This window comes from Sorangium sp. So ce887, from assembly GCF_051521455.1.
GTDB lineage: Bacteria > Myxococcota_A > Polyangia > Polyangiales > Polyangiaceae > Sorangium.
Window position 1 is genome coordinate 7,063,646 of the sequence record NZ_CP150354.1, and the last position, 16,226, is coordinate 7,079,871.

10 protein-coding genes are annotated in these 16,226 nt (G+C 72.4%); 3 read left to right on the forward strand and 7 right to left on the reverse strand.

All coding sequences use genetic code 11. The annotated features are described in order from the left end of the window. Positions 1-390: 390 nt before the first annotated feature. The gene (locus WMF36_RS26140; protein ID WP_437573480.1) at positions 391-3,207 is read left to right on the forward strand and encodes a hypothetical protein; all 2,817 of its coding nucleotides are present in this window, start codon (positions 391-393) and stop codon (positions 3,205-3,207) included. 66 nt (positions 3,208-3,273) lie between these two features. On the opposite strand, the gene WMF36_RS26145 is transcribed toward WMF36_RS26140, so the two are convergent. From WMF36_RS26145 to WMF36_RS26175, 7 genes are all read right to left on the reverse strand, one after another. Next, complete coding sequence (locus WMF36_RS26145) at positions 3,274-4,644, reverse strand: hypothetical protein (protein WP_437573481.1); 1,371 nt, start codon at positions 4,642-4,644, stop codon at positions 3,274-3,276. Between the two features lie 23 nt (positions 4,645-4,667). Beyond that, on the reverse strand, positions 4,668-5,060 hold the full coding sequence (locus WMF36_RS26150; RefSeq protein WP_437476167.1) for a DUF4150 domain-containing protein: 393 nt from the start codon (positions 5,058-5,060) through the stop codon (positions 4,668-4,670). A 52-nt stretch (positions 5,061-5,112) separates the two neighbouring features. Then, entirely contained in the window at positions 5,113-5,832 is a 720-nt protein-coding gene (locus WMF36_RS26155) for a DUF3540 domain-containing protein (protein WP_437573482.1), read from the reverse strand. A gap of 109 nt (positions 5,833-5,941) precedes the next feature. Next, positions 5,942-7,015 (reverse strand): pentapeptide repeat-containing protein, encoded by a 1,074-nt coding sequence (locus WMF36_RS26160; RefSeq protein WP_437573483.1) that lies wholly within the window; start codon positions 7,013-7,015, stop codon positions 5,942-5,944. Continuing rightward, positions 7,012-9,684, reverse strand: a complete 2,673-nt coding sequence (locus WMF36_RS26165) for a DUF2169 family type VI secretion system accessory protein (RefSeq protein WP_437573484.1) — start codon at positions 9,682-9,684, stop codon at positions 7,012-7,014. The genes WMF36_RS26160 and WMF36_RS26165 overlap by 4 nt, the downstream gene beginning before the upstream one ends. A gap of 6 nt (positions 9,685-9,690) precedes the next feature. Beyond that, complete coding sequence (locus WMF36_RS26170; RefSeq protein ID WP_437573485.1) at positions 9,691-12,126, reverse strand: type VI secretion system Vgr family protein; 2,436 nt, start codon at positions 12,124-12,126, stop codon at positions 9,691-9,693. Positions 12,127-12,435: 309 nt separating this feature from the next. Continuing rightward, on the reverse strand, positions 12,436-13,227 hold the full coding sequence (locus tag WMF36_RS26175; RefSeq protein WP_437573486.1) for an N-formylglutamate amidohydrolase: 792 nt from the start codon (positions 13,225-13,227) through the stop codon (positions 12,436-12,438). An 89-nt stretch (positions 13,228-13,316) separates the two neighbouring features. Between WMF36_RS26175 and WMF36_RS26180 the strand changes: the two genes are divergently transcribed. Next, on the forward strand, positions 13,317-14,465 hold the full coding sequence (locus WMF36_RS26180) for a hypothetical protein (protein WP_437573487.1): 1,149 nt from the start codon (positions 13,317-13,319) through the stop codon (positions 14,463-14,465). 134 nt (positions 14,466-14,599) lie between these two features. Beyond that, positions 14,600-16,036 (forward strand): amidase, encoded by a 1,437-nt coding sequence (locus tag WMF36_RS26185; RefSeq protein ID WP_437573488.1) that lies wholly within the window; start codon positions 14,600-14,602, stop codon positions 16,034-16,036. Positions 16,037-16,226: the final 190 nt, after the last annotated feature.

Sequence of the window (16,226 nt, forward strand, 5' to 3'; positions counted from 1 at the left end):
GCCATCCCGCAGATCGCCCCGTCCGGGGCTGACGAACGGCCGATCAGGCCGAAATCCACGGCGCACCCCCGGCACCGCGAGCCCGCAGCCGCGACCTGGCGCGCGGGCGGGACGACGCCAGGTGTCCCTGTGCGCCGCAGCGTCAGAGCCACGTTCCGGAGATCGATGGAGCCCTCTGCCGGCGGCGTACGCGGGTGTTCACCTACATCGCGGCAACTACCAGCCAGCGTGGACGTCCTCCGCATCCGCGGGACGGCGTAGTGATCCGTGCTCTTCACTTACTTTGCTGTTGTCAGTCGCAACACGTTCTGTAGCATCCGAAGCTGAGCACCTTTCCTTCGCTTGCCTCTTCAACACGCACCAGCACCACCCCCCCTTAAAGGAGGACGCATGAACGCCAGGAGCATCGGGCTCTCGAGGCGCGGCATTGGCCGTGCCCTCTCGAGGGCTGCCTTCGCCACGACGCTGATCGCCGGCCTGTCCATCTGCCCGGAGGCGATCGCCACGCCGTCCTACAGGCTGTTCGAGAGCGGGCAGGTCCGTCCCCTCGCCCTCTCGCCGAGCGGCAAGCTGCTCTTCGCCGTCAACACGCCGGACAACCGACTGGAGGTCTTTGCCGTCAACACGGGCGGACTGACCCACCGCGCCTCGATCCCCGTCGGGCTCGAGCCCGTCGCGGTCGCGGCGCGGAGCGACGAGGAGGTCTGGGTCGTCAACCACCTGTCCGACAGCGTGAGCGTGGTCCGCCTCGGCCCGCTCGGGTACCGGGGCGCCGTCGTGCGCACCCTGCTCGTCGGCGACGAGCCGCGTGATATCGTCTTCGCCGGGCCGAACAAGCGGCGCGCCTTCATCACCGCGGCCCATCGCGGCCAGAACATACCCCACGATCCGCAGCTCACAACACCCGGGGTCGGCCGCGCCGACGTGTGGGTCTTCGACGCCGCGAGCCTCGGCGCCTCGCTCGGCGGCGACCCGCTCACCATCGTCACCCTGTTCAGCGACACGCCCCGCGCGCTGGCGGCGACGCCGGACGGATCCCGCGTCTATGCGGCGGCATTCCACTCCGGCAACCGCACCACCATCGTCCACGACTCCCTCGTTCCCGACGGGGGCGAGACGGCCGGCGGGCTGCCCGGGCCCACGACGAACTTCGAGGAGATCCCGAGGCCCGAGGTGGGGCTCATCGTCAAGTTCGACGGCGAGCACTGGGTCGATGAGCTGAACCGTCCCTGGGACGACAAGCTGCGGCTCTCCCTGCCGGACAAGGACGTGTTCGTCATCGACGCAACGGCCCATCCGCCGGCGCAGCTCGCGGGCTCGGGCGGCTTCTACACCGGCGTCGGCACCGTCCTCTTCAACATGGCCGTGAACCCGGTGAGCGGGAAGGTGTATGTCAGCAACACCGAGGCGCGCAACGACCTCCGCTTCGAGGGGCCGGGCATCTTCGCCGGGAGCAGCCTGCGGGGTCACCTGCACGAGAGCCGGATCACGGTGCTGAGCTCCGCGGGTGCCGCCCCGCGGCACCTCAACAAGCACATCGAGTACGACGCCTGCTGCGCGCCGCTCCCGAACGACGAGAACGAGAAGAGCCTCGCGCAGCCGCTCGGCATGGCGGTGAGCGGCGACGGCGAGACGCTGTACGTCGCCGCGTTCGGCTCCTCCAGGATCGGCGTCTACGACACCGCCGCGCTCGAGGGCGACACCTTCGTGCCGAGCACGGCCGACCAGATCCCGCTCACCGGCGGCGGCCCGACCGGGATGGTGCTCGACGAGGCCCGCGGGCGCATCTACGTGATGACCCGCTTCGATAACGCGATCTCGGTGGTGAACACCGCCGCGCGCGAGGAGATCGCGCACCTGTCCATGTACAACCCCGAGCCGCCGAGCGTCGTCGAGGGGCGGCCGTTCCTCTATGACGCCCGGAGGAGCTCGAGCCACGGGGACTCGTCCTGCGGGAGCTGCCATATCTTCGGCGACCTCGACAGCCTCGCCTGGGACCTCGGCAATCCGGACGGCTCGGTGCTCGACAACCCGACGCTCGTCGTTCCGCCCATCCCCGGCGCCGGGTTCGGCGAGGACGGGTTCTTCGGCGAGAACGCCGATTTCCACCCGATGAAGGGGCCAATGACGACCCAGAGCCTGCGCGGCATGGAAAACCACGGCCCCATGCACTGGCGCGGCGACCGCACCGGCGGCAACGCCGAGGCCACGTCGCAGCCAGACGAGGGCGGCTTCGACGAGGAGGCCGCGTTCAAGAGGTTCAACCCCGCGTTCATGGATCTGCTCGGGCGGCACGCCGAGCTCGATGACCCGGAGATGCAGGCCTTCACCGACTTCGTCCTCCAGGTCACCTACCCGCCCAACCCGATCCGGAGCCTCGACAACTCGCTCACCCCCTCCCAGGAGAGCGGGCGCGACGCCTTCCTGAACACCGTCGTCACGCCGACGGGCACCTGCGACGGCTGTCACCGGCTCGACCCCGACGCCAACCCCTCCGAGGGCGCCTTCGCCGGCTTCTTCGGGACCGACGGCCGCGCGGGGACCTCACCGGATCCCCAGTTCTTCAAGGTCCCGCACCTCCGCGGCCTCTACCAGAAGGTCGGCATGTTCGGCGCGGGCTTCACCCACGTCTCGCTCGGCCCCGATCCGTTCCTCGGCGATCAGGTGCGCGGCTTCGGCTTCAACCACGACGGCGCCTTCCCGGATCTGTTCCGCTTCAACAGCGGATTCGACCTGTTCGCGGGCAACCCCCTCGGCCTCCCGGTGACGCCTGAGAACGCCCAGATCAAGCGGGATATCGAGCAGTTCATGCTGGCCTTCGACACGAACCTCGCGCCGATCGTCGGGCAGCAGGCGACGCTCACCGCGAGCAGTTACGCCGCGGTCACGGAGCGCATCGATCTCCTGAGGGAGCGCGCGGACGCCGGCGAGTGCGATCTCATCGCGAAGGGCCGGCTCGCGCACCACGATTTCGGGTTCCTCTACCTCGGCGGCGGCCAGTTCGCGGGCGACCGGCAGCTGCTCGACGCCATCCCGGATACGCTGCTGCGATTGCTTGTCGCCTTGCCCGGCAGCGCGCTGACCTATACCTGCGCGCCCCCCGGATCCGGCGAGCGCATGGGGGTCGACCGCGATCTCGACGGCCATCTCGACGGCGACGAGATCGCGGCGGGCAGCGATCCGGCCGATCCCCAGAGCACGCCCTGAGGCGTGCGCCCGCCGGCGACGGCATGTCGACGTTGGCGCCGCGGAAGCGCGCGAGCACTCCGGCGTTCAGCGCGATTGCAGGAAGTACCTGCGCGCCGCCTCGCAGAGCTCCGGCCAGCGCTGGGCGAGCGCGGGATCGGCGGCGAGGCGGGTTGCCCAGAAGGCGTCGAGCGCGGCGCGCGCGGCTGGAGTGGGAACGCCGTAACGCGCGTGCGTGCTCTCGACGTAGGCGGGGTACAGCTCGCACGCGACGACGAGGCCGGCGTACTGGTTGAGCGTGAGCGAGAGCGGGGGCGTCGAGCGCGTGCTGAGCGGGTCGCCGGAGCTCGCAGGCGCCGGCGCGGAGGGAGGCGGGACGCTCGGCAGGGGGGCCGGCTGAGCGCTCGGGATGGCCGAGGGCGGGACGCTCGGCGCGGCGGCCGGAAAGGCGCTCGGGCCGGCCGCGACGAGGGAGCGCTCGAGAGGGGGCGACGGCGCCGCGGGGCCGTGGTGCGCCGCCGCCGGGGGGATCTCGTGCGGCGGTGTTCCGTTGTGGCCCGCGACGGGCTGAAAAGGAAGGGCCGCGTCGAAGCGCGCGACGGCCGGCCGCGGGCGATCCTCGGAGGCCACCGGGATGAAGGGCAGCGCCGAGTCGACGAGCCTCGCCGTCTCGGGAAGTGTCTTGCTGAGGGGCCTGGGCTCGTCGCCCCACGCGGGCGGCCCCGCCCGGGAAGACGGTGGCTCCGTCCGGGGAGCGGACGCCGCCACCGGCACGGGCTCGGGCACAGCCATCGGCGCGGGCACAGGCACGGCCATCGGCGCGGGCGCGGGCGCGGGCGCGGCGACCGGCGCGGACATGGCCATCGGCGCGGACATGGCCATCGGCGCGGACATGGCCATCGGCGCGGACATGGCCATCGGCGCGGACATGGCCATCGGCGCGGACATGGCCATCGGCGCGGGCGCGAACATGGCGACCGGCGTGGACATGGCCATCGGCGCGGACACGAAGGGCAAGCCCGCGCCCGGCCGAGAGAGCGGCCCCGACGCCTCGACAAGCGCCGGCGCGCCCGTCGCGACAGCGTCAGCGGCTGCCTCCGCCTCGCGCCGCGCCGCGGCCCGCTTCGCCTCCGCCAGCCGCTCGTCGAGCACCCGATGCACGCCCTGGAGCACGCCCATCGCCTCGGCGCTCTCGCCCTCCGGGCCGAGGACGCGGCCGATCGCCAGGATCATCTCGCGCGCGGCGCGCAGCGCCGGCTCGTCCACCGCGCGGCCCGGCAGGTGCCGCCTGGCGAAGGCCGACAGGTCGCCGTCCTCGCAGCGGGCCAGGTCCGCGAGCCGGACCGCCACGCGGCGCCGCTCCGGATCGAGGCTGCTGCCCCGCGGCGGGCGCATCGCCTCGTCGAGCCGAACGAGCGCCTCGGCGAGCGGGCTCCTCTCGGGCGTGGTCGCCTCCATCACGGGTCCAGGGCGCGCGCCGCTCACGGGGAGAGCACGATGACCGTGGTGATGCTCGGCACGATCGCCATGCCTACCGCGTTCGTGCTGTTTTGCAGCGAGATGCTCGTCAGGCGCGTCATCGGCGCGCAGCCGACGATCACCGTGAAGGCCGCGGTCACGTTGCGCGACGGGCCCATCACCATCCCGGACGCGACGCCGAGCGCGACGCCCGGGTTGTCCCCCATCGTGAGCGGCGCGACGGTCAGCATGTTGTGCGCCGGCGCGCACGTGACGAGCACGTTCGGCACGAACATCACGCTCATCGGATGCAGCGAGATGTTCGGATACGGGATCGGCACCGGGGCCGGCGTCGGGGTCAGGCACACGTCGGGGAACGCCAGGCACATCCCCCCTGCGGTCGTCTTCGCGAGCATCGATTCACCCCTCGTCCTTGCCGGCGTCCGCGACGCCGCGCGGGCACGCCGTTCAGCCGATCTTCACCTGCTCGCCGTCGAGCTTCGCGAGCGTCCGCGCGGCGACGATCGTGTTCTCCCCGCGGACGGCCGCGAGGCCCTCCGCGCGGAGGTCGAAGATGCCCGCGCGCACCTGATCGAGCGCCTCGATGAAGCGGAACGCCTTCTTCGCGCGCTGCACGAGGCGGTCGGCGCGCACCTCCATGCGCTCGGCGACGAGCACCGCCTGCTGGAGGTGCGCCTCGAGCGAGCGGCCGACGAGCCCGAGCTCCTCGATCGCGGCCGCCGCCGCCTGCGCGCGGATCTGGAGCTTGCCCGTGAACAGACCCACCTCCCGGGCCGCGGCGATCTCGATCTGATCGCCCGCGCAGAGCCCGAGGCGCCCCGTCGCCTGCACCTTCAGGTCGCCCTCGGCCACGATCCGCGTCGTCGCGCCGGCCTCGCCCTCGAGCACCGCGAGGACGAACACCTGGTCGCCGTCCGCCGCGCAGAGCACGCGATCCCCCGCGTCCGGCGCGACGAGGCAGCTCTTCGCCCGCCGCGCGAGGGCTGGACCGCCGCCGAGCTCGACAAGGAGCCCCGACGCCGTGCCCCGGACGACGCCCGTCTCGAGCGACGGCGCGCGCCGCGGCGACGCCTCCATCGACGGCAGATCCACCGCGGCCAGGAGATCGTCCTGCGCGCTGTCGTCGTGTGCCACCGTCAGGGGCTCGCGGGCCGCCATGCTCTGCATCTCGGGTCTCCTCGGCCTGGCTCCGCCCGTCCGGGACGTGCGCGCAGCAGCGCTAGTCTCGGGGAGTTTTCGGAGAGAATCAACGGCATCCTCGCGCTTCACCGAAGCTTCACGGGCGCTGGGCGTCGCGCTCGCCGCCGCGCTTCGGCTTCCAGTCCTCGAGCGCGGCGAGCTTCTCGTCGTCGCCGAGCCACCCTGCCCCGGCCGGCAGCCGCGCGCCGTCGCGGCGGGCGCGGTGCAGCTTCGCGCGGAACATCCCCGCCTGCGTGAAGTCCGCGCCCGAGAGATCGCAGTGCGAGAGGTCGGCGTACGCGAGCTTCGCGCCGATGAAGCGCGCGCCGGGGCACGAGGCGAAGGCGAGGTACGCCTCGACGAGCTCCGCGCCCGAGAAATCGGCCTCCGCGAGCGCGGCCCGCTCGAAGATCGCCTGCTGGAGCCGCGCCCTCGAGAACCGCGCCCGCGCCGCCTTCGCCTCGCCGAAGAGCGCCTGCGTCAGGACCGCGTCGCTGAAGTCGCAGCCCGAGACGTCGGCCCCGGTGAAGTTGCACTGCGTCGCGTCGCAGCCCGCGAAGCTCGATCCCGCGACGCTGCCGCGCATGAACTGCGTGCGGAAGAGCTTCGTCCCCTGGAACGCCCGCGCGCCGAGCTCGGACTCGAGCAGCGTCGTGAGCGTCAGGTTCGCGCCGTCGAGCAGCGCGGTGCGCAGGTCGAGCTTGTACATCGTCGCCTTCTCGAGGTTCGCGCGCGAGAAATTCGCGCCGTCGGCCGTGATCTCGATGAGGTTCGACCGGTCGAGGTTCGCCCCCTCGAGCGAGGCGCGCGTGAACGAGCACTTCGCCCAGTTCGCGACCTGCGCCTCCGCGCCCGACAGCGCCGCGCCCTCGAACGTCGTCTCGACGAAGCTCGCGCCGATGAGCTTTGACCCCGACAGCGCCGCCCCGTCGAGGCAGCTCTGCACGAAGCTCGTCAGGTGCAGGTCCGCGCCCGTCATGTCCGCGCCCGACAGATCGCACTCGGAGAACGTCGACTCCTTGATGAGCGCGCCCCGCATCGCGCGCGGCATGCGCACGCGGTCGAACACCGCGCCCGAGAGATCCGCGCCCGTCAGGTCGAGCCCGGAGAGGTCCACGGCCTGGATCGCCTCGCCGTGGCGGATCTTGTCGAGCACCTCGTCGCGGTTCATGTCGCGCCTCCAGCGGCCGGCGCGCCCTGCCGGTCGAACCGGGTGAAGTCGACCGCCGCCTCGGCGAAGGTCGTCCGGCCGTCCCCGCGCGCGCGGCTGAAATCGGCGCGGCAGAGCTGGGCGCCGGTGAAATCCGCCCCTGCGAGGCGCGATTTCGAGAGGATCGCCTCGGTCAGGTTGCATCCGCGGAGCGAGGCGCCGTCCAGGATCGTCCGGATCAGGAGGGCGCTCTTCAGGACGGCGCGGTCGAAGATCGCGCCCGTCGCGTCCGCCTCGGAGAGATCGGTCATCGTCATCTGGGCGCGATCGAAGCGCGCGCCGCGCAGGTCCGTCGTCCGGAAGCACGTCTTCTCGAGCACGGCGTCGCGGAAGTCGGCCTCCGGCAGGCCGCTCTTGTAGATGGCGACCCCCTCGGAGAAGCGCGCCCCCACGAAGCGCGCCCGCGCCCCCGTGCAGCTCATCAGCGTCGCCTTGTGCAGCCGGGCGCCCGAGAGATCCGCGCCGTCGAGCGAGCACTCGAGCAGCATCGCCCGCTCGAGGTTCACCCCGGTGAGGTTCGCCCCGGCGAAGCTCGCCTGGAGGAACGTGCAGACCGCGAGGTCCGCGCCGGAGAGATCCACGCCCTCCCAGCTCACCTGCAGGACGTCGGCGCGCTCGAGCCGCGCGCGCTGGAGCCGCGCCCCGGCGAGCTTCGCGCCCATCAGGACGGACTCGGTCAGATCGGCGTCGTCGAGCACGGCGCGCTCGAGGTTCGCCTTGCCCAGGTTCGCGCCCCGGAGCCGCGCGCCCGTGAGGTTCGCCCCCGTGAGGTCGGCCTTCGCGAGCACCGCGCCCTCGAGCACCGCGCCGGAGAGGTCGCAGCCGCGCAGGTCGGCCCCCTCCAGCAACGCGCGCGCGAAGCTCATCCCCCGCAGGTCGACCCCGCGCAGGTCGGCGCCGGTGAGATCGCGATCGTCGAGCGGCTCGCGCGCGTCGCGCGCCGCCTCGATGACGACGCGCGCCATCAGGGCGGCCTCGGAGGTCATCGGCAGGGCCGCGGGCGTGAGGTGCGCCGAGCCGCGGTAGCCCTCGCGCGCCGCCTGCTCCAGGCGGACCAGCTGCTCGTGGAACGCCGGATCCGCGAGCATCGCCTCGAGCTCTTCGTTGGGCACGCCGCCGCGGCGCCCCGCCTCGGCCAGCTCGGCGTACTGCTGGAGCTGCGCCTGGGCCGAGAACTTCGGCGGGCCGCCGGGGGGCTCCCCCTCGGTCTCGGCGCGCCGGAGCGTCTCCTCGGACACCCCCATGTCCGCGGCCCGCGCCCGCATGCGCGCCTCGGCCTCGTCCTTCGTGCGGGCGGCCTTCACCTGTTCCTCCTCGAACTTTCGCGACGCGTCGTCCAGGTACACGACCAGCGCGTCGAGGTCGTCGACGGGCGGAGGCGCCTCCTCCTCGGGCAGCGGCGCGTCGAGGCCGTAGCGCGCCGGATCGTCGCCGTCGGCCAGGAGCTCCTCGCGGCGACGCTCGCGGTCCCGCTCCGCGCCGCGCCGCAGGTTCTTCGCGGCCAGGTTCTCGCTCTTGATCCACTGCATCATGTCGAGCCCGGCGATGTTCGCCGCGACGCCCGACTCGCGCGGCGGCATGAGATCGCTGTCGCTGAGCCCCGCGATCGCGCCCCGGTCCTTGTCGAGCCGCCGGGCGAGCGCCTCGCGGTAGTGCTCGATCGGCCGGGGGCGGCCGATCTCCTCGCAGGCCACGACGAGATCGACGATCTCCGCCGCGTCGTCGTCGGCCACCGGCATCGAGCCGTGGAAGATCACGACGCCGAGGTTGGCCGAGGGGAGGAGCCACACCGTGTCGCAGCGGACCGGGAGCTCCAGGAACGCCTCCCCGCTCGCGTCGCGGCGGGTGACGAGCACGCGCGCGCAGAGGCCGGGGAGCGCGCCCTCGATGCGCGGGCGCGCCGGGTGCATGTTCTCCACGAGGAACGCCTCGTCGCCCCGGAACGGCTCGGCGCTCCACTGATCGCTCGGCGCGACGTTGAAGAACGACGGATCGACGTCGGGCGGCAGGCCGGGCGCCCACTTCTCGGCGTAGTCCCCGCCGTACGTCCCCGCGCGGGCGCGGCGCTGGGCGAAGCTCACGTCCATCGGGAGGAAGGACGCCGGGCCCGGCCGGTCGGACGGCGAGCGGATCAGCGCGCCGTAGTGCTCCACGTTCGGGAGCAGCCGGACGCGCTGCCCGCCGCGCTCGACCTCCTCGATCCCCTTGCCATAGGGGTTCGCCGGGTCCTTCGGCCCGCCGAGAGCGCGCGCCCAGTCGATGGGCATGTCCGAGAACGGCTCCGGCTCGGTGAAGCCGCGGCCGGTCCAGTGCCGGTCGCCCAGCACGGCCAGGCGCTTGTCGATGGATCCGAGCCGCGCGCGCACGAACGACGCGGCGACGCGGCGGCCCTCCGGGGCGTGGCACCGGCCCGCGACGAGCAGCTCGCCGCGCGCCTTGGCGATGCCGTCGTCGAGCGCGATGTTGCCGAGCTCCGCCATCGCGGCCGGCCAGAAGGTCATCTCGTCGACGACCGCGCGCGGCGCGTCGAGCGGGAACGCGACCATGGCGCCCACGTGGAACCTGAGCCGACGCGCGACCTCGACGACGCGCGTGAGCGCCGGGATCTTGAGGGGTTTAACGACTCGCATCCGCGCTCACAGCTTCGTCACGGCGATCTGGTGCGCGAGGACCGCCCCGATGATCGCGCCAATCGCCTGCTGCTTCACGTAGGCGCCGACCTGCTTCAGCTTCACGCCGACGGCCTTCTTGTCCATCCCGACATAGTCGAGCTTGATCCCCACGAACTCGAGCTTGATCCCGTACAGCGTCTGGTACAGCGCGGCGTGGTCGGTCTTGAGGACGCCGCTCGCGCCCTTGTAGACGTAGAGCTCGTGCTTGTTCGGCGTGATGTCGAACGTCATCCCGAGCACCTCCCACTTCAGGTCGGTGGCCGTGATCTTCGCCTTGGGCGCCTTGATCACGAAGCTCGTGTCGCTCTCCAGGTCGACGTTCCCGCCGAAGTGGCCCTTCCAGGTGGTGGCGACCTCCGTCTGCCAGCTCTTGTAGTCGTCGAAGCTCAGGGCCGTGACCTTGTGCGTCCACGGACCGGTCACCGTCGATGAGCCCTCCGGCTCGATGGTCTGCGTGTACTTGCCGTGGACGTCGTGCTTCATCCCGCCGCTCGTGATGGTCAGCTCCATCCCGTCGGTGATCGTCTGCTTCATGCCCCCGGCTTCGACCGTGTCCACGCGGCCCGTCTTGATCGTGGTCGTGCGCGTCGCGTAGTACGTCTCCGTCGCCGCGGCGGTGACCTGGAGCGTATAGGTCCCCCCGATGCCCGCCCAGAGGTTGCACACCACCATGCTGGACTTGTTGCCGCCGACGTTCTCCCAGGAGTCGCCGCCGATCCAGGACCCGCCGTCGCCCCCCGTCGTCTCGAGGTAGCTGAACGTGACGCTGACGAGGCTGCTGCCCGCGATCGCCGGGTCGGCGTTCTCGGGGGACAGGAACGTGCCGACCTGCGTCTCGCCGTCGCCCGTGTAGACCGAGGAGTGGCCGCCGCTCGGCGTGCCCATGTAGATGCCGGTGCGGTTGTTCGGCGTGTGGAGGAAGATGAACTCCTTGCCCTGCTCGTCCTCGAGCACGAGCTGGTTGCCGGCGCCGGTCCGGATGATGTTCTGGCTGTGGTTGCGCTCCGCGACGACGCTCGGCCGGTGCGCGTTGGGCACGACCCCGGCGATGAACGGCCGGTCCGGGTCGCCGCCGAGGAAGGCGATCATCACCTCGGTGCCCTTGCGCAGCGGGAAGTGGAAGCCCTCCGTGGTCCCGCCGTGGGGCTGCATCATGCGCACCCGCGTCGAGACGCGCGCGTCGGGCAGCCCGCTCGTGTCGAACTCGAAGCGCACGAGGTAGCGGCCGTCGGCGTCGATCTGGGCGTACTGGCTGTCGGCGGCGCCGCAGACGATGGCGTTCTCGAACCCGTAGATGCGCGGCCACGGCGTCGTCTGCGGCGCGCGGAACTGCGCGTCGGCCGGGATGGCGAGCAGCTTCATGCCGTAGATGTCCTTGCCCGAGAGCCGCGTCAGCCGCGCGATCTCGGGCGTGATCCCGGCGATCGACGCGGTGTGGTGCACCTCCAGCGCGAGCCACTGGTCGCCCACGTCGGCCGGCTGGTCCTCCAGCGAGAACCGGTACCCGGCGCGCGGGCCGAGCAGGTCGCCGCTGCCGCGCAGGGTCACCTCGCGGCAGCCGATCGACTGCGCGCGCACCTGCGCGAGGCGCTCGGCGTCGCTCTGCAGGAAGACGCGGTAGCCGTACTCGCGGATCGCGCCCATCCCCTTCGCGGTGATGCTGCTCTCGCCCTTCACCGACGCGGACGGGTTCGCGTAGTTGTAGTCGGCGATGGTGACGCTCTTCGGGAGCCACTGCACGTCCTGCTCGAGGTGGTGCAGGCCCGGCGGCGCGGTCACGTCGTCGCCGAAGAGGGGGATGTAGCGCACCGTGCCGCCGCCCGGGAAATCGTCGTGCAGCCCGCGGTCGTCCACGATGACGAGCACCTCGCTCGAGCCGTCCTCGGGGTGCTCGAAGAAGTAGTAGAGCCCCTCGCGCTCGAGCCACCGGTGGAAGAACGCGAGGTGCGTCTCGCGGTACTGCGCGACGAACTCCTCGTTCGGGTAGTCGCCCTCGTCGATCGAGAAGCGGAACTCGCTTGTCGCGAGCCCGCCGCTCTGGAGCGTCGACGAGAGGAACTCCTTCACGGGCTGGTTCGTGAAGACGTGGCTGCGCCAGAAGTGGCGCAGGAGCCACAGCTTCGGCACGAGCAGCGCCTGGTAGAGCGCCCGGTCCGCGTTCTGGTGCAGGAGCCGCACGCTCGCGATGACCCCGTGCAGCACGAAGGGGTCGTTCTCCTCGCCGCGGCCCGCGCGCACGGTCGCGCGCTCGCCCACCGCCTTGCGCACGTCGGTGTTCGCTGGGACGGAGAAGAAGAGCTCGAACTCGTACGGCTGCGAGACGTGCTCGGTGCCCCGGAAACCGATGAAAGCGACGCTGGCGAGCGCCGAGCACGAGAGCGTGAGACCGTCGTGGCGCATCAAGAGCCTCCCCATCCCAAGCCTGGGTGTTGAGGGCGGAATCTCGGCGCGTCGCGCCGCGGCGTCAACGCTCGCCTGCTCCCGGGCGGCGCAACAGAACAGCGGATCCAGCGGTGGGATGAGCGCGCACCTGTACGCGTCCGGCGCCGGGCCGCGCAGCTTCGCGGGCGTGCGCGCACCGCGAGATCGTGCCGAATCTTCGCGCGATGGCGGATTCGTGCAGCATCATCGCACTGCGTCGTCGTGCGACGGTGGATTCATGCAGCGACATCGCACGAACGCGGCCTTGTGCAGCGGCCTCGCGCCGTCTCAGCGCGCGGCGGCCGTGAGCGCGGCCACGGCGCTGCGCGTGAAGTCCCGGAGGCGCGCGACGTCCTCGGGGCGAGGGGCCAGCGAGCGCGCGTCGCAGTAGAGCCGGCGGGCGATCTCGATCTGGAGCGCGTGCACCCCCTCGTCGCGGCGCGCGTGCCGCTCGACCGCGTGGCCGCCGGGGAACGGGTCGTCCAGCGCGAGCGAGAGGCCGTGCGCGCGCGCGACGGCGGCGACCGCGTCGCGCGCCCACGCGGCCGCGCTGGCGCCGCCCCGGGTCCCGAGCACGACGTCGGCCACGCCCGGGAACATGACGTCGGGATAGCTGTGCGCCGAGACCAGGATCGCGACCCCGTGACGCGCGCGCGCGCCGGCGAGGCGCGCGGCGATCTCGGCGTGGTACGGCTCGAGCACCTCGCGCACGCGGCGCTCGACCTCGGCGCGGGGCGGCGGGCTCTCGAGCCACTGCTCGCCGCTCGCGGACCGCCGCCGCACCTCCCGCAGCCCGTAGGGGAGCTTGTCCTCGTAGGGCGTGGGCACGCGCGGGGCCGTGTTGAGGTCGATGACGAAGCGGCTCAGCGTCGCGACGACGAGCGCGGCGCCCTCGAGCGCGACGTCGCCGAAGAGCGCGTCCGCCGCGATGTCCGCGTCGGCCACGAGGGCGCGCTCCGGCACGCGGGTGAAGCGCGCCGTGAGCTCGTCCACGACGAGGCCCGCGTGCGGGACCTCGACGACGACCGGCCCCGGCGTGGCGGGCTCGTGGACGCGGAAGGGAGACGGCGGCGCGGACATCGTTGCTCCGGAGGGTGGGCGCGGCGCGGGCCCCTGGCAACGCCGGGTTTTTCGCACGGGCGCCCCGGTTTGCGCTCTCATGGCCGGCCATGGACCACCCGACGTGGCTGCTCGCGAGCCGCTACCACCTCGACACCTGGCTGTCGTTGCTCCTTGTGTACGTCGTCGCGACGGCCGGCCTGCTCGCCCTCGCCGCCAAGGCGCTCCGGGCGTCGCTCCGGGAGCGCCGCGCCGCCGCGCAGGCCGATGCCTCGTTCAACCCCGGCGTCGCGCTCGCGCCCGGCGAGGCCGTCGTCAAGGGCACCGTCGAGCGGGAGCAAGGCGCGGACGTGGCCGTGCGCGTCGAGGTCGAGCAGGAGGGGTCCGAGACCGAGAGCTCCGGGGTCTGGAGCCACGAATGGTCCGAGACCGACCGCAAGGTCCGGGTCCACCCCTTCTACCTTCGCCACGCCTCCGGCGTCCGCATCCGCGTGGAGCCGGGCGAGGACGTGCAGCTCGTCGACGCGCTCGACGGCATGATCCTTGTCGATCGCAAGAAGCGCGTTCGCGTGGCCGAGCTCGTGCCCGACGAACAGGTCTTCGCGGTCGGCGAGCTCCGGCGCGCGCCGGATCCCGAGGCGCCGACCCAGGGGTACCGCGGCGTGGCGCAGGGATACCTGCTCGTGCCCCCGCCCTGGCGGCCCATGCTCCTCTCGTCCGAGCCGCTCGGACAGCGGTTCGCGCGCAGGGCCGCGTTCCACCTGCGGTGGGCCGTCGTGGCCGCCGTCGCGGCGCTCGCGTTCAACGCCGCGTTCGCGCCCTTCCACGCGCGCCTCTGGCTGGGGGAGACGGTCGACGTCGGCGTGACGGATCTCAAGAAACGCGAGAGCGGTGACGACGAGACCCACTTCGATGTTTCGATGCGGACCGCCGGCGGCGTCGCCCTCTCGGACGAGGCGTCCCACACCGACTTCGTCCGGCTCCGCGGGGTGCAGCGGATCAAGGCGCGCTACGTCCCGTCGTGGCCCTCCGCCAGCACGCTCGGCCCCGACGTGACGGTGCATTCCGCCGCCTTCGTCGCCGTGCCGCTCCTCGGCGCCCTCGCGCTCGCGTACGTCCTCCGCACGCACTCGTCGCGGCCCTGGTACGACAAGAAGCTTGTCGAGCAGGGGAGCGGCAAGCTGCCCGACAGCGAGCTTGCCGCGCAGAAGCCCCCGAAGCGCCCGGAAGGTCGCCGCCGGGAGACCTCCTCAGGATAGGCGCGCCTCGTCGCGGCGCCTCGTGAGCCGATGAGACGACCGGAGCGCATTGCGATGACCCGGAGCGCATTGCTATGCGTCGCTCCTTTCTTCACCCCGCCGCGCGCGGCGGGCTCGTATAAGGGACCTGCACCATGAAGATCTCCGAGTACACCGCCTTCGATGCCCTGGGCCTCGCGGAGCTGGTCCGCCGGCGCGAGGTCACCCCTGCCGAGCTCATGGACGTGGCGTCGGCCGCCGTCGAGCAGGTGAACCCCGCGCTCAACGCGGTGATCTCCTCGCTGCGCGACGACGCCGAGCGGGCGATCCGCGCGGGGCTCCCGGAGGGGCCGTTCACCGGCGTGCCGTACCTGGTGAAGGACCTCGGCCTCCTCGTCGCGGGCACGCCGACCGGCATGGGCTCTCGCCTCTTCCAGGGCCTCGTGTCGCCCGCGGACGACGAGCTCATGACGCGCTTCCGGCGCGCGGGGCTCGTGTCGCTGGGCAAGACGAACACCCCGGAGCTCGGCCTCAACGTGGTCACCGAGCCGGCCGCGCACGGGCCGACGCGCAACCCGTGGCGCCCGGATCGCACGCCCGGCGGCTCGAGCGGCGGCGCGGCGGCCGCGGTGGCGGCGCGGATGGTGCCCATGGCCCACGGCAACGACGTCGCCGGGTCGATCCGCGTCCCGGCGTCGTGCTGCAACCTCTTCGGGCTGAAGCCCACGCGCGGCCGCGTCCCGACCGGCCCGATCGAGGGCGAGGTCCTGATGGGCTTCGCCACCGACCACGTGCTGACGCGCTCGGTGCGGGACAGCGCGGCGCTGCTCGACGCGATCGCCGGGCCCGATCCGGGCGCGCCGTACTTCGCGCCGCCGGGGCCGCGGTCGTTCCTGGAGGAGGCGCGCACGCCGCCCGGACGGCTGCGGATCGCGTTCAGCGACGCCGCCTGGAGCGGGGTGCCGGTGCACGACGAATGCAAGCTGGCGGTGCGCCGGGCCGCGGCGCTGTGCGAGCAGCTGGGGCACGAGGTCGTGCCCGCGCGGCCGGAGATCGACTGGGAGCGGGTGCGGATCGCCTTCAGGATGCTGCTGTCGTACCAGGCCCACCTGCTCGATCGCGTCTGCCCGCTGTTCGGGCTCGCGCCGGGGCCCGACACGCTCGAGGCGGCCACGCTGATCATGGCCGAGGCCGGCCGGAGGATGAGCGCCGTGGATGTGCACGACGTGCTCGTCGCGCGCGATCAGCTCTCGCGGGAGCTCGGGCAGTTCTTCACGCAGTTCGACGTCCTGCTCACGCCGACGCTGGCCACGCTCCCGATCCCGCCCGGCACGCTCGACGCGAGCGATCCGACCGTGGGGGCCGAGGCCTGGCTGGACCGGCTCTTCGAGTTCGCGGCGTTCACGCCGCTGTTCAACGTGAATGGGAGCCCGGCCATGTCGGTGCCCCTCCACGTGACCGCCGACGGCCTGCCGGTCGGCGTGCAGTTCGCGGGCCGGTACGCGGACGACGCCACCTTGCTGCGCCTCGCGGGTCAGCTCGAGCAGGCGGCGCCGTGGGACAGGCGCCGGCCGGGGATCTGCGCGGAGTGAGCGGCCCCGTGAGCCGCCGCCGGGATCAGGCCCCGGGAGCGGCTCGCCCTCCTCCGGGTTGACGACGGCAAGCACGTCGAAATTTACAGCGTCAGTGACACCGCACAGGCAGGAAACGGCCGGGTCGGTGCGCGCGGTGAGGATCGATGATCAGAACCGAACCCTTCGGGAATCTGACTACGCGCAAAGT

Coding starts and splice junctions, on each gene's coding strand:
- WMF36_RS26140 (WP_437573480.1), top strand. CDS start 391: ATGAACGCCAGGAGCATCGGGCTCTCGAGGCGCGGCATTGGCCGTGCC.
- WMF36_RS26145 (WP_437573481.1), bottom strand. CDS start 4,644: ATGGAGGCGACCACGCCCGAGAGGAGCCCGCTCGCCGAGGCGCTCGTT.
- WMF36_RS26150 (WP_437476167.1), bottom strand. CDS start 5,060: ATGCTCGCGAAGACGACCGCAGGGGGGATGTGCCTGGCGTTCCCCGAC.
- WMF36_RS26155 (WP_437573482.1), bottom strand. CDS start 5,832: ATGCAGAGCATGGCGGCCCGCGAGCCCCTGACGGTGGCACACGACGAC.
- WMF36_RS26160 (WP_437573483.1), bottom strand. CDS start 7,015: ATGAACCGCGACGAGGTGCTCGACAAGATCCGCCACGGCGAGGCGATC.
- WMF36_RS26165 (WP_437573484.1), bottom strand. CDS start 9,684: ATGCGAGTCGTTAAACCCCTCAAGATCCCGGCGCTCACGCGCGTCGTC.
- WMF36_RS26170 (WP_437573485.1), bottom strand. CDS start 12,126: ATGCGCCACGACGGTCTCACGCTCTCGTGCTCGGCGCTCGCCAGCGTC.
- WMF36_RS26175 (WP_437573486.1), bottom strand. CDS start 13,227: ATGTCCGCGCCGCCGTCTCCCTTCCGCGTCCACGAGCCCGCCACGCCG.
- WMF36_RS26180 (WP_437573487.1), top strand. CDS start 13,317: ATGGACCACCCGACGTGGCTGCTCGCGAGCCGCTACCACCTCGACACC.
- WMF36_RS26185 (WP_437573488.1), top strand. CDS start 14,600: ATGAAGATCTCCGAGTACACCGCCTTCGATGCCCTGGGCCTCGCGGAG.